Below are 13,420 nucleotides of genomic sequence, written 5' to 3'. Positions count from 1 at the left end.
GGGAATTGCCTGACACTGAGATAGGTAAGTGGGTAAGCGCAACATGTCGAATACATTTGATAAACTATCAGTCCTCGATTCGTTTATCGAAGAGGTGAATAGCTATTTGCCAGAGATAGAGAAGAATCTGGAGCGACTGGCTCTCACCCCGAACGACATGGATGCCCTTGAAGAAACGCACCGCCGAACGCATACTATCGGTGGCTCCGCTTCCATGATGGACCTTCCTGGTCTGGCACATGTGGCTCATGGGATGGAAGATATCTTAGGGGATGCATTAGATGGTTTAACGACACTTGATGAACCTTTGCTAGGTCTATTGCATCGTTCGTTAGGTCGGTTGCATCAACTTATAGAGGGTATCCGTAGTGGAATTGACGAGGATGCGGTAATTGCGGAAGACGATGCTGACTATGCGCGCTATCGCGCTGAGGTGGATGCTTCAAGCGAGACCGCACCACCCCAGATGACGGGAGCACATTCGTTCCCGCTTGATAGTCTGGCATCATTTTCAACCATGCAGGAACCGGGCTATAGCCCTCAGTTTGGGGCCCCTTTGCCACCTATTACTCCTGGCACATCTGCGATGCCCTCGTTTGACGAGGTTCTGGAATCGTTTCGCACCCCAAGCTCGTCACAAGATGAAGATATGGAGTGGCCGGGAGAGTCAATTGAAGAGCTGTCTCATCCTCAGCAGCAAACACAATCCCCCCCCCCGTTTTCCCAGCCTGTACAACCAGCGGCTTCTTCTGCCAGTGCCCTTGAAGAGCTTATGGCTTCTATGCGAGGGATGCCCTCTGCACCCCCCAACACTCCATTTTCAGGAAATCCGCCTTCTGTGCCTGATGTTGCTTCTTCAGCTCCATCCCTTGAAAATTACCATGCGAGTAGTGCTCCACAGGAGTCTACATATTTGGAGCCTGAGACGCAGCAGAACGATGTCATACAGCCTGATCTCTCCGATTTATCGCGGTTTTCGCCCGTTGATATAGAGCAATGGCCGCGCACAACCGATTCATCACGGAATATGGCACCTCAGGTAGAGACACCTTTTGGAACGGAAGCTAATCAGCAATCAATACCTGCCTGGGAGACTTCGTATCAGCCGTTCGCGTCAGAGCCTGAAGCAACCTCACTTCCTGTCGCTCCTACGTCGCCAGCACAGTTGAATGTGCAAGGAGCTTCCTTATCAGCGAGCTATGAGGTGGCGCAGCGTGAAACGCAGAACCTGACATCGATATTTGCCACGATGCAGGAAGTTACCTCACAACTCCGCCTCTCAATTGAGATCATTGAGGAGCAGCGCAAAGAGTTTAAAGGCTTCCTGGATGGTTCGAAGGATGCTCTGGATCGGATGGAGGATTGGGCTGGGCGCGCTATGGGCCTAAATCTGCGGAATAGCCCAGAGCAAGTGCGTCGCTATCTTCCACTTTCGGTGATGTGGGTATCGAACTCCAAACTTAAGAAAGTTCTGGAGCGCCTGAACCATATTTCAAGTGGCTTTGAGACGACGGATGAGCAGGTCCATTGGACTATCCAGCAAATTCAGACGGCTGTTGAATCATGTAGCCTGGAGTTCCAACAACTTCAAGAACGTTTGCAGCAGACTCAAAATGAGCCACTCTTCAGACAAAAAGAAGGCTGGTCTTCTTGGGAGATGCAGCGTTCACAGAACCCGGAAACTCTACGCGAACGTGTTACGTTTGAGCGCCAGGGGGATATACAGGCGTTACGAGCCGAGATCGCGTCACAAGTCCGTGGTGAGCTAGAGCCGCAGGTTCGCGAAGAGGTGAGACGTGAGTATGAAAGTCAAGCTCAATGGCAATCAGCCAATGCTCAAGCTGCGTCTCTACCTCGCCTGGGCGAGTCAATGTCTGATCTAGAGCGGCGGTTGCGTAATGAGATTGAGATTCAGGTTCGTCAGGAGTTCCTGGGCCAGATCTCGACTCTGGGACCTTCCGCTCTTGGCCTGGGAAGCGCCACAACTCCTTCCACTCAAGATGCGCAAAACTCTGCGGCGACAAATTACCTGGATCGTGCCAGGCAATCGCTCGGAGGAGAGGTTGCTCATCAACCATCCCAACAGCCGAAAGCTCCTACATCCCAGTCAGTGGCGCCTACATATAGTCAGCCTCATATACCAGCACAAACACCTGCTAAGCCTGCTGCACCGCCTCAGCCTGCTCCGGCGTTTAATAGCGATTTTGGTGATGAAGCGGCTGAAATCTTCCGCCTGGAGGCTGAGGAGCATTTGCAGTCAATTAGCGTGCATGTGGCTGCGCTGGAAAGTGATCCAAACAATCGCGATCTGATTCAGGGTATTCGTCGCGCTACCCATACACTCAAAGGGGCTGCGGGTATGATGGGCTTCCGGTCCATCTCTGATCTTTCGCATGCTTCGGAAGACCTGCTAGATAGTGTGATGGAAGGTAATACGCCCATTACACCAGCCGTCGTGAGTGTGATTCTGGATACTGCTGAGACCCTGGATAGTATGGTCGTGCACCTGGATAAACCCTTAAGTGATGATGACGCAAAAGCAGAGGCGCTGCGCATGCGGTATGCCAGTATCCTGGGTACAACCCTTCCTTTGCGTCTCCAGTGCCCAATAGTATGACCTATGAGGAGGACACTTCCTCTGAGGACGTGCTAACTTCCAGTACGGTTGTTGATGAAGATACAGCCACAGGCGATCTTGGCGCTTCGCGTACACCGCGTGGTGACCTGAATGTACGTGTCAGGCTGCAAAAGCTTGATGAACTAGTTAATCTCTTTGGTGAGCTCCTGGTGAATCGTAGTGTGCTTGAGGAGCGTATTCAGCGCTTGATGCGCCTGGTCTCTGATGTTGGCGTGAGTAGTAATCGCCTGCAAGATGTAGGCCAGAAGTTGGACACGCGTTTCGAGGCTGCGACGCTACCCAGTGGTCGTTCACTGGAAGTCGCAAATAATGAGGGCGAACAAAGCTTGGTACTGGTCAACAATGGATCTGTGCAGCCCTCGCACCTGGCAGAGTTCGACGAACTGGAACTGGACCGTTATACCGAATTCTATCAGCTCTCGCGCGGCTTGAGTGAAGGTATCTCGGATATGGCGACCCTGAGTAATGAGATGGAGTCGGTTATCCGAGAGTGTGAAAGCGTCTTCGCACGTGAGAGTCGCTTGAGCACAACCTTCCAGGATCGGCTGATGAAAGTCCGCCTGGTTCCCTTGTCTTCGATGGCTCCACGCCTCTATAGAGCCGCGCGCGCGGTGGCTTTGAAGCAAGGGAAGGACTTTGAGTTCCTGCTGGAAGGTGAGGAGACTGAGGTTGACCGTACGGTGTTTGAGGAGGTTGCGGGCCCCCTGCTCCACCTGATGCGTAATGCGGTAAACCATGCTCTGGAACGGCCCGAGATTCGTCGCCAGAAGGGGAAATCCCCCTCAGGGCAAATCAAGTTTGCGGCGGGCTATGAAGGAAACCAGGTGGTCATTACGGTGAGTGATGATGGTAAGGGCCTGGACCCTGAAAACATTCGCCAGTCGGCGCTCGCGCGCGGCCTGATCCATCCTAGTCAGCATTTAAGTGAGGGCGACCTCATTGACTTGATTTTCCGCCCAGGCTTCTCGACCGCCGAGGTGCTAAGCGAGGAGAGCGGCCGTGGCGTAGGACTGGATGTCGTACGCGATAGCGTTTCGCGCTTGCGAGGCACTCTAGAAGTCGAGTCGGCTCCTGGTCAGGGAACTTCCTTTACCATGAAGTTCCCGACTAGCCTGGCAATTCAGAATGCTATGATGGTACGTGTGGCGGACCAGCAGTTCGCGATTCCAACGCTGGTAGTAGAGTCAATTGGGCGTCTGGATAGCTTCAAGCGCTCGATGCTGGGGAATCAGCCTGCCGTCTTGATCCGTAATGAACTCTATCCATTGCATCTTCTCTCACAGTATCTCTCGCTTCCAATAAGCACGATTGATGATCGAGCACAGTTGTTGATTGTGAATGCTGGTGGTCATCGCGTGGCCTTGATCGTCGATGAGATTAAAGGGCGTTATGATATTGTGATGAAGAATATGGGTCCTCACTTGCGTCAAGTTCATGGTATCGCTGGCGCGACAGTTCTTGGTAATGGTCAGGTCGTGCTTATCCTGGAACTCAATAACCTGCTTTCCACCCGTGCTAAGACGGCAGCGCCGAGTAACACAACAGCGGGGCCGCAGCCCATAGTGCGTCAGAGTGTCAACATGGCGACTCCTGGGCGCGCGACAACCGCTGTGATGCAGCCTGTCAGTTCGGGAGGAGGTGCCCCTGCTGAACGCGGCAAGCATATCCTGGTTGTCGATGATAGTCCCAGTGTACGACGTGTTGTAAGCAACATGCTCAAGCAACATGGGTGGGAAGTGAAGACAGCTCGCGATGGTGTCGAGGCCCTGGAAATGATTTCTCAGGAGACTCCCGCCGCCGTGTTACTCGATATTGAAATGCCTCGTATGGATGGTTATGAGTTAACTGCGACAGTCCGCGCCCAGGAGCAATATCGCACGCTGCCGCTGGTGGTGCTAACTTCCCGCGCTGCCGCGAAGCACCAGCAACGCGCGATGCAGCTTGGCGCGAGTGCTTATGTAATCAAGCCTTACCAGGATGAGGATCTCTTGAATACGCTCAATACATTGGTCTATGGGGCACCTGTCCGCTAGAATCATTCTCGATTCTAGCGTGAGGTCGCTCTATAGCCGGTTTGAGAAGGCTATACTCTGTGTTTTGAGAGGAGCGTCCAGATGGGGGTTGAACGATCTGTTACTCGATGGTATGTGGAGCGTCAGATGCTACTTAGCGAGATTTCCGCGCTGGAAGCAGACTTAAACTCCACTGCTAGCGAGCAGGAGACGAGCGCGAACAAAGAGAGTGCGACATCGCAAAAGAGCGAAGCCGCACTCCAGCTCAGAAGGGTTCAGGAGAAATTGCACTTCCTGGGGCCCTGCCCAAAATCGATGATGGGTTAGGAGAGCTTGTTGCCAGCCAAAGCAGCCACCCGCTCAGCGATGCGCTGGCCCATCTCTCTCGTACCCAGGATCTCTTTTCCTTCTTCGCGGAGATCCACAGTACGGTAACCCGCCTCTATGCACTGCTCCACCGCGGCCTCAATGGCCGCGGCTTCTTCTTTTAAGCCCAGCGAATGGCGAAGCAGCATAGCCGCTGTCAGGATGGCTGCTATAGGATTGGCCTTGTTCTGCCCAGCGATGTCGGGGGCTGAGCCATGAATGGGCTCGTATAGACCAAAGAGACCATGCGCTGTGCGGCGTGTGCCCAGGCTGGCAGATGGCAACATTCCCATAGAGCCAGCGAGCATCGATGCCTCATCGGTTAGGATGTCACCGAAGAGGTTTTCGGTTACGATGACATCAAAGCTCGCTGGTTGGCGAATCAGGTGCATAGCACAGGCATCGACAAGCAAATTCTCAAACGTGACATCGGGATAGTCTTTGGCAACTCGCTCGGCAATTCGTCGCCAGAGGACGGAAGAGCTAAGGACATTGGCCTTGTCGACGGATGTAACCTTTTTGCGACGTTCGCGCGCGGTATCGAAGGCGACACGGAGAATGCGCTCTATCTCTTCCTCACTATAGAGCAAGGTGTCGATAGCTTCGTATCCTCGCTCGGTTTCGCGAATCTCACTGGGTTTCCCTGGTACATTTGGCTCCAGGTGTCCATAGTAGAGCCCTCCAGTCAGTTCGCGTACAACAATCAGGTCTGTGCCGCGCAAAATATCAGCCTTAATGGAGGAGGCATCGAGCATAGCGTCGAGTGGGCGAACTGGTCGCAGGTTGGCGAAGAATTGAAGCCCTTTGCGCAGACGGAAGAGAGCCTCTTCTGGTTTGACGGTTGCTCCATGCTGCGCGCTTCCAACTGCGCCAAAGAGAATGGCGTCGCTCTTCTGGCAAGTTGCCAGAGTCTCTTCTGAAATAGCTTTCCCTTCCGCCTCGATGGCAGCAAGACCAACCAGACCATGCTGGAAGTGGAAGGTGTGTCCATAGGCTTGGGCAATGACGTTCAGAACGCGAACAGCCTGTTCTATGACTTCGGGACCAATGCCGTCGCCCGGCAGCACCGCGATTGAGTAGGTTCCCACGTGGTTGTGCTCCTTTATGCTGAATAGGACACCCTCGGCCGCCGCTCTCTCAACGAGGAGACGGCATCAGCGCGAGCGCTAGAAAACATCGCCTGCCTAAAGGTGTCGGATAAGGATGCGACTCAGCTCAGGGGGCATGAGTCTATTGGTGCGAAGAGATGCTACCCGGTATGGGAAAAGAGGGCATCTTTTCTTATAGTTAAAATACACAGGCAAGATGTGCCAATGTGTTATGTATGCTTCTGTCATCTTATCCCATGTAACCTGCGTGTCACAAGGGGCGTGGGTAAGGATGTAGGACGACACGGCAAAAGCAAGCGGTGCTTTACGGGCTAGGGAGAGCGTTTGGAGGGGGCAAAGATGCCCATGCAGGCGGGTAAAAACGCGTGGTAACGCTGTGGCACCGCTCGACCGGACGTGCTATAATAGTGCCAAGGTGGAATGTACAAACAAGGAAAGTGTACAGCAGAAATCCCCGTTTATATACTTGCCCGGCCTAATTAAATACATTACAAAACCGAGCAATAGGCGCTGCTAAAACCTTTGCCATTAGGAGTTCTTGAACATTATGAGCAGCAAATATAGTGACGAGGCACAGGCTTCGGATGCTGGGAAGCGACGTAAGCCGATTCCTATCTCTATGGCGTCTGGGCCTCACGAATATACCCCTGGTGACCAGGAGTTACCCGTTCAGTTGACAAGCGTAGCGGACATGCTGCAATGGGCCCAAAACTGGGCGCGCTCAAAGTCTGTCTGGCCGCTGACGTATGGTCTGGCATGTTGCGCGATTGAGATGATGGCATCTGCCTCATCCCCCCAATATGACCTGTCTCGTTTTGGATCAGAGGTGTTCCGCGCGAGCCCCAGACAGGCGGACCTGATGATTGTCGCGGGAACAGTCTCCGTGAAGATGGGTCCTCGCCTGCGTATGCTGTATGAGCAGATGCCTGAGCCCAAATGGGTGTTGAGTATGGGACAATGCGCCAATTCTGGCGGTGAGTTCTATGATAGTTATTATACAGTTCAAGGGGTAGACACTATCGTTCCCGTCGATGTCTATGTTCCTGGCTGTCCTCCTCGTCCAGAGGCTCTGATTGAGGGCATTCTCAAACTGCGTGAAAAGATTGCGAAGCAGGGCCTGAAGGTGCGTGGCGAGATTGAGATAGAGGTATAGCGTATGCGTGGTATCCTTGAAGGGATGAGCCTGACCTTTAGCCATATGTTCCGACCAAAGCTAACCAGGCTATACCCGTATGAAAAGCCGAAGCTGCCCGCGCGTAGCCGTGGCTTGATTCAGTTGATCGCGCAAGAGGGCCTCAAGACGGAGTTCAACCTGAAGTGTGAGGCATGCCTGCTGTGTGAGAAGGCCTGCCCTCCACGCGCGATTACAATTGAGTATGAGCCGATGTACGAGTGGAGGGAGCGCCCTTGGTACAAATCGTACATCCGTGACGGTGCTGAGAAGTTTACGCCACGCAAACTAGGCAATGCGTCCGGCACGCCGAAGGCAGGTTTCTACAAACCTCGTATCTCTGAATACGCGGTTGATTACTTTAATAAGCCAGTTGCTCCCTGTGTATCTATGCCAGTCAAGGATGAGTTGGAGCCTGGGATTGATTTGAGTCGGGTCGATGCCTTGCTTGAGCAGTGGTCGTTTGACGCCTCAGCACTTCCCGGCCTGCTAGATGCAATTATGGATATATATGGCTATCTACCATTGCAGGCGGCGAAGCGTGTCGTTCAGGCTCGCGGTGTAGACCTGAGCGATGTGTTTGGTATCGCTACGATGAGTCCTAAGTTCAAGCCAGCACCCGCAATCAAAGGCGTGACGCGTAATGACCAGCCAGAGCGAGGATGGGCACCCGATAAGCGTGGGTTGTGGGGAAATATTCATCATGTGAGGCAGCCAAATGCCTGAGAAAAAGGTAAATCGTCTTTTACGGCAGCAAGATGACAGCGATGTACGCGGGCTTGCTGCCTATCGTAGTGTGGGCGGCTATAAAGCGCTCGAAGCTGCGCTTCGTCAGTCTACACCTGAGCAGTTGATCCAGCAAGTCGCTGATGCGAACTTGCGTGGACGTGGTGGTGCTGGTCGCCTGACTGGTGAAAAGTGGCGTATTGTACGCAATACCTCCGACGATCAGAAATATGTTATTTGTAACGCGTACGATGCCGATAGCCGTTCTCTGGCGGCACAGCTTTTGTTGGAATACAATCCGCATCAGATCATTGAAGGTATCGTACTCGCGGCCTATGCGACGGGAGCGTCCGAGGCATACCTGTTCACACGCAGCCTGTATCAGGATGGCATCAAGACGGTGCAAGCCGCGCTACAAGAGGCCGTGGAGGCTAATCTGGTAGGACGCGATATCCTGGGAACTGACTTTAGCTGCAATATCTCAGTTGTAGCGGTTGATCTTGGCTTTATTGGCGGTGAGGAGACTGTACAGATCGCGGCGATCAAGGGTCGTCGTGGTATGCCGGAACAGCGTCCGCCATTCCCCGCGCAATATGGTTTGTGGGATAAGCCAACCGCGATCAATAGTGTGGAGACGCTTGCTAACGTTCCAGTGATTGTGCGCGAAGGCGCCAGAGCATTTGCTAGCCTGGGCACGAATATGACCGGTGGCACCAAAATCCTGACCGTGTATGGTGCTGGTGTTAACAGCGAGCCGAGTGTCGTTGAGGTTCCCTTTGGAACAAGCCTGCGTGCTATCTTAGCCCAGGCCGGGGTCGATGCTGGCGCTGATGATATACGTGCCGTAGTTGTTGGTGGCGCTGAGGGAGGCGCTTTACCTCCATCTCTGCTGGATACGCCTTACGATTATGATCCTATCGAAGAGGCTGGAGCGATTGTGGGCTCTGGTGTCATTGAGGTTCTGCCCGCGAGTACCTGTATGGTAGCCTGGGCGATGGAGCGAAGCCGTTATCTTAGCAAAGAGTCCTGTGGCAAGTGTGTTCCCTGCCGTCTAGGTGTGAAGCGTATTACTGGTATTCTAGAGGGTGTGGTGAGCGATCTGGGCGTGAATGGCGACCTTGATGTCCTCGATGAGTTTGCCTCCTATGTTCCCAATGGCTCACTGTGTGGTTTTGGCGTGCAGGCAACCAACCCGCTAAAGACCGCGAAGCGTTACTGGCCTGAGCACTTTACGCTCCATGTGCAGGAGTTACAGTGCCCAACAGGAACATGTTCACCCGTGCGCTCGCATCGTTTCGTGACGAAGCACGTTTTGCCATAGTCAGCGATTCACAGAGGATAAGTATTCATGGCAATATCAGTTCGAGATAATTTCTCTATCACGGCTCAGGCACAGACCCCTCTGGTGCGCAACGAGGTAGGCCATCCGAGCTTTACGCTTACGATTGATGGGAAGGTCATGCAGGCGTATGAGGGCCAGACCATCCTGAGCGCCGCTATCGACAATGGGATTGAGGATATCCCTAACCTGTGTAACGATGAGAAGTTGGAGCCAACCTCTGCCTGCCGCATGTGCCTGGTGCATATCGAGGGCGTGGATCGACCCCTGCCATCGTGCAATACGCCAGCGCAGCCAGGTATGGTGGTGCAAACGAATTCGGATGAGCTTTTCCATATTCGCCGCACCAATCTGGAGATGATGCTCTCCGACCATAACGCTTATTGTCAGCCCCCCTGCCAGGTCGAGTGCCCAACACACATTGATATCCCTGGCTACCTGGAGCTGATCGCGCAAGGTTCGATGAAGGAGGCTGCACGCCTGGTTAAAGAGGTGCTGCCCTTCCCTTACATCCTGGGCCTAGTTTGTCCGGCACCCTGCCAAACAGGCTGCCGCCGCGCGCTGGTTGATGAAGAGATCGCCATCTGCCGTATGCATGGACATGCCGCCGAGACCTGTCTGCTCGATCCACCCGTTCCTTACGAAAAGGACCCGTCGACTGGTAAGAAGGTCGCGGTCGTGGGTGCTGGCCCTGCCGGTATGGCTGCCGCGTTCTATCTGACGCTGCGCGGTCACTATGTCAAGATCTTCGATAAGCAGCCGCAGGCTGGTGGTATGCTGCGTTATGGTATTCCAGAGTATCGCTTGCAGAAAGACATGATGGATCGTGAACTGCAACAGGTGCTTGATCTGGGCGCAGATATCCAGTTTAATGTCGAGCTTGGCAAGGACTTCACGGTCGATGATCTCTTCGCTCAAGGCTTTGACGCCATCTATCTGGCGATTGGCGCCTGGACCAGTAACCCTTTGAAGATCGAGGGTGAGGACGCCGAGGGTGTAGTGAACGCCATCGCTTTCCTGGGTGAAAAGGTCGAGGGTAAGTTTGTTCCCGTACGCGAAAGCGATGAGGTCGTTGTAATCGGTGGTGGTTTCACCGCTTTTGACTGCACACGTACCTCGCTCCGCCTGGGCGCTAAGGTACATACTATGTACCGTCGCGGTCGTGGTGAGATGGGTGCGACACAGGAAGAGGTCGAGGACGGTGAGGCCGAGGGTACACACCTTCAGCTCTATGTCAGCCAGACTCGTATTATTACTGAGGGTGGCAAGGTAAAGGGCGTCGAATTCCAGCGTAATAAACTGGGTGAGCCTGATTCTAGTGGTCGCCGTCGTCCGGTGCCTGTTCCTGGCTCCGAGTTTGTGGTAGATTGCAACACGGTCATTCCCGCCATTGGTCAGAAGCCTGATGAGCGCGTACTTGATGTTCAGTCGGGCGTGAAATGGACCAAGTGGAGCACCATCCAGACGAATCCTCACAACTTTATGACCGACCGCCACGCGGTCTTCGCTGGTGGTGACTGCCAGATGGGCGCGAAGACGGTTATTGAGTGCGTCGCACAGGGTAAGTTGGGTGCTCGCTCGGTCCATGCCTTCTTGATGGGTGAGGATATGGACGAGGTCGCTCGTCGCCTGGAACTGGAAGAGCGCAAGCCTGACCTCTTCGACATTGTGCCTTATAAGCCAGTCGAGCCCAAAGTCAAGATGCCTATGCTGCCTTATGAAGAGCGCAAGCGCAACTTCCGCATCATTGAGATGGGATACCTGCAGGAGCAGGCGCAGCGTGAGGCTGCTCGCTGTCTTCAGTGCGCCTGCCCAGCTGCTGGACAGTGTGACTTGCAGCGTTATAGCATTGAGCATGGTCTGGCTGATAATCGCTTCCATGATGGTGAGCCAACTGACTATCATGACTATGATACAGATCTGTCTCATAGCTTCATCCTGCGTGATCCCAACAAGTGTATTAACTGCACGCAGTGTGTACGCGTCTGCCATGATGTGATTGGCCCTGATTGTTATGGCATGTTTGGTAAGGGCTTCGATACGATTGTCTCAACGCCCTTTAATGTCAGCCTGCATGATACCGACTGTGTCTCCTGCGGTGCCTGCGTTCAGGTCTGCCCGACTGGCTCTCTGATGATGGCGGAGCGCCACCTGACACGCTATGCCTTCGCGCTTGACCGCTGTATCTTCTGCGGTGATTGTGTCGAGGTCTGCCCTCACGGTGCGCTGGGTGAGACTCCCAACTTCGAGCTCTCATTCTTCAACCGCTTCGGAGAAGATGTCACATTGGAGAAGCAGGATCTGGCGAACGCACCAGACTACCTGGTTCGCCAGCGCCTGCCACGCAGCAAGAAGAGCCTGCCAGTCATGAGCCCACTGGTTCGCCCGCTGGCACCACGCGGTATCCGCGAGTAACTCTATCGCTCACAAGTTCAAGATAAGCAACAGCGCCAATTCTCAAGAGGATTGGCGCTGTTGCTTTTGTGTAAGTGGCCTTATTTGATGAGCGGGCAGGAGGGAAAAATTACATTGGCGGCGCAATGTGATAGGATGAAGAAAACAGACAGAAAGGTTGGAAGAAAGCTATGATGGCAGGACGGAACGAGCTACGCTTCCCTGTTGGTTTCCTGTGGGGAACGGCTTCCTCATCCTATCAGTGCGAAGGAGGGAACACCAACAATCAGTGGTATCGCTGGGAGCAGGAGGGAGGTATCCTTAGCGGGGAGGAGTGTGGGCGAGCCGCGGACTGGTGGGAGAATGCAGAACAAGATTTTGATCTGGCGGAGCAGATGGAGAATAACGTTCTGCGCTTGAGTCTGGAGTGGAGTCGTATTGAGTCGCGTGAGGGTATATGGGAGCGTGAAGCTATCGAGCGATATCGTCTGATGCTGCAAGATCTGCGGCGTCGACGTATTCAACCGGTGATAACACTCCATCATTTTACGGAGCCGCTCTGGTTTATCGAGCGCGGTGGTTTTGCTCGCGCCGAGAATATTCGTTACTTCACACGCTATGTTTCCTATGTGACGCGTGCTCTGTCTGATGCATGCGATTTCTGGGTGACAATTAATGAACCAAATGTCTATGCTGTCCAGGGCTACCAGATGGGAGAGTTTCCTCCAGGCGAGCGAAATATGTTGCTTGCTATTCAGGTGTTACATAATCTGATGCGTGCCCATGTCGAGTCGTTCTATGTCATACGTGAGCATCAGCCGCAGGCGCAGATTGGGTACTGCCTGCACTATCGTCTCTTTGATCCTGCAAACCCTCTCTCCCCGCTTGATCGAGCCGTGTCAGGCTTGCAGGAGTCCTACTTCAACTGGAGCCCACTTAAGGCGGCAGAAGAAGGGCGTTACGCTTTTCCTTTTAATCTGTTTGCACCGCGCATTCATCGTGCGCTGGGGGCGCGGGATTATCACGGCGTTAATTATTATACACGTGAGATGGTGCGCTTTGATCCCCAGGCGACAAGCGATGCCTTTGGCAGGCGTTTTATTCGTCCTGGGTCGACGCGTAATGATGAGGGGTTGGATGGGAATTTTGGCGAGATATATCCTGAGGGGCTCTATCGCGTGCTCCGGCAGGTCTACAAGCGTACACATGGAAATAAGCCGCTCTATATTACCGAGAATGGCTTCTGCGATACCCGTGATGATAGACGACCAGGGGCGATTCTAGAACACCTGGCTCAAATACACCGTGCTATTGTCGAGGGGATTCCAGTACGTGGCTACTTTTACTGGTCTTTGGTAGATAACTTTGAGTGGAACAATGGCTGGCATGTTCGCTTTGGCCTCGTAGACCTGGACCCAGAGACGCAGAGACGTACACCACGCCGAAGCGCGAGCATGTTTGGCGAGATATGCCGCGCCAATGCCATTACTGAGGAGATCGTTGCGCGCTACGCCCCCGAATCGCTTGAGCGTATCTTTGGCTCGCGAGAAGAGATGCTGCATCTTTCCCTCTAGCATCTCTTGCGGAGAAATGTATAGAGCATTTGATCCAGGGAACGTTTATGCGTTCTTCTACGTAGAACCCGTATGGATGGAAGATGAGGGG

General features: G+C 53.7%; 9 protein-coding genes. 8 read left to right on the top strand and 1 reads right to left on the bottom strand.

What is annotated here, in order from left to right; all coding sequences use genetic code 11:
- Nucleotides 1-43: 43 nt before the first annotated feature.
- From K3T82_RS05390 to K3T82_RS05380, 3 genes are all read left to right on the top strand, one after another.
- A complete protein-coding gene (locus K3T82_RS05390) occupies nucleotides 44-2,617 on the top strand; it encodes an Hpt domain-containing protein (RefSeq protein WP_220192460.1) in 2,574 nt (857 codons plus the stop codon).
- Nucleotides 2,614-4,671, top strand: a complete 2,058-nt coding sequence (locus tag K3T82_RS05385; RefSeq protein ID WP_220192459.1) for a hybrid sensor histidine kinase/response regulator — start codon at nucleotides 2,614-2,616, stop codon at nucleotides 4,669-4,671. The genes K3T82_RS05390 and K3T82_RS05385 overlap by 4 nt, the downstream gene beginning before the upstream one ends.
- Nucleotides 4,672-4,752: 81 nt before the next feature.
- Entirely contained in the window at nucleotides 4,753-4,977 is a 225-nt protein-coding gene (locus tag K3T82_RS05380) for a hypothetical protein (protein WP_220192458.1), read from the top strand.
- Here the strand turns inward: K3T82_RS05380 and leuB are convergent.
- A complete protein-coding gene (gene leuB, locus K3T82_RS05375; RefSeq protein WP_220192457.1) occupies nucleotides 4,974-6,104 on the bottom strand; it encodes a 3-isopropylmalate dehydrogenase in 1,131 nt (376 codons plus the stop codon). The two genes, K3T82_RS05380 and leuB, sit on opposite strands and share 4 nt — an antisense overlap.
- A gap of 640 nt (nucleotides 6,105-6,744) precedes the next feature.
- On the opposite strand from leuB, the gene K3T82_RS05370 reads away from it, so the two are divergent.
- From K3T82_RS05370 to K3T82_RS05350, 5 genes are all read left to right on the top strand, one after another.
- Nucleotides 6,745-7,278 (top strand): NADH-quinone oxidoreductase subunit B, encoded by a 534-nt coding sequence (locus K3T82_RS05370; RefSeq protein WP_268886645.1) that lies wholly within the window; start codon nucleotides 6,745-6,747, stop codon nucleotides 7,276-7,278.
- Nucleotides 7,279-7,281: 3 nt separating this feature from the next.
- The gene (locus tag K3T82_RS05365; RefSeq protein WP_220192455.1) at nucleotides 7,282-8,022 is read left to right on the top strand and encodes a hypothetical protein; all 741 of its coding nucleotides are present in this window, start codon (nucleotides 7,282-7,284) and stop codon (nucleotides 8,020-8,022) included.
- Nucleotides 8,015-9,343 carry a complex I 51 kDa subunit family protein gene (locus tag K3T82_RS05360; RefSeq protein ID WP_220192454.1) on the top strand — a complete coding sequence of 443 codons (1,329 nt, stop codon included), beginning with the start codon at nucleotides 8,015-8,017 and terminating at the stop codon, nucleotides 9,341-9,343. Before K3T82_RS05365 ends, K3T82_RS05360 begins: the two co-directional genes overlap by 8 nt.
- Before the next feature lie 27 nt (nucleotides 9,344-9,370).
- Nucleotides 9,371-11,776 carry an FAD-dependent oxidoreductase gene (locus K3T82_RS05355; RefSeq protein ID WP_220192453.1) on the top strand — a complete coding sequence of 802 codons (2,406 nt, stop codon included), beginning with the start codon at nucleotides 9,371-9,373 and terminating at the stop codon, nucleotides 11,774-11,776.
- Between the two features lie 170 nt (nucleotides 11,777-11,946).
- The gene (locus K3T82_RS05350) at nucleotides 11,947-13,329 is read left to right on the top strand and encodes a glycoside hydrolase family 1 protein (protein WP_220192452.1); all 1,383 of its coding nucleotides are present in this window, start codon (nucleotides 11,947-11,949) and stop codon (nucleotides 13,327-13,329) included.
- The last annotated feature ends 91 nt before the right edge of the window (nucleotides 13,330-13,420 follow it).

Origin of the sequence: Ktedonospora formicarum, from assembly GCF_016587355.1 — a bacterium.
In the GTDB taxonomy this organism is placed as follows: domain Bacteria; phylum Chloroflexota; class Ktedonobacteria; order Ktedonobacterales; family Ktedonobacteraceae; genus Ktedonobacter; species Ktedonobacter formicarum.
This window is presented reverse-complemented; position numbering and strand designations above follow the sequence as displayed.

Bases quoted from the DNA above. Each gene is read 5' to 3' on its own strand.
- K3T82_RS05390 (WP_220192460.1), top strand. From the start codon at position 44: ATGTCGAATACATTTGATAAACTATCAGTCCTCGATTCGTTTATCGAA.
- K3T82_RS05385 (WP_220192459.1), top strand. From the start codon at position 2,614: ATGACCTATGAGGAGGACACTTCCTCTGAGGACGTGCTAACTTCCAGT.
- K3T82_RS05380 (WP_220192458.1), top strand. From the start codon at position 4,753: ATGGGGGTTGAACGATCTGTTACTCGATGGTATGTGGAGCGTCAGATG.
- K3T82_RS05370 (WP_268886645.1), top strand. From the start codon at position 6,745: ATGGCGTCTGGGCCTCACGAATATACCCCTGGTGACCAGGAGTTACCC.
- K3T82_RS05365 (WP_220192455.1), top strand. From the start codon at position 7,282: ATGCGTGGTATCCTTGAAGGGATGAGCCTGACCTTTAGCCATATGTTC.
- K3T82_RS05360 (WP_220192454.1), top strand. From the start codon at position 8,015: ATGCCTGAGAAAAAGGTAAATCGTCTTTTACGGCAGCAAGATGACAGC.
- K3T82_RS05355 (WP_220192453.1), top strand. From the start codon at position 9,371: ATGGCAATATCAGTTCGAGATAATTTCTCTATCACGGCTCAGGCACAG.
- K3T82_RS05350 (WP_220192452.1), top strand. From the start codon at position 11,947: ATGATGGCAGGACGGAACGAGCTACGCTTCCCTGTTGGTTTCCTGTGG.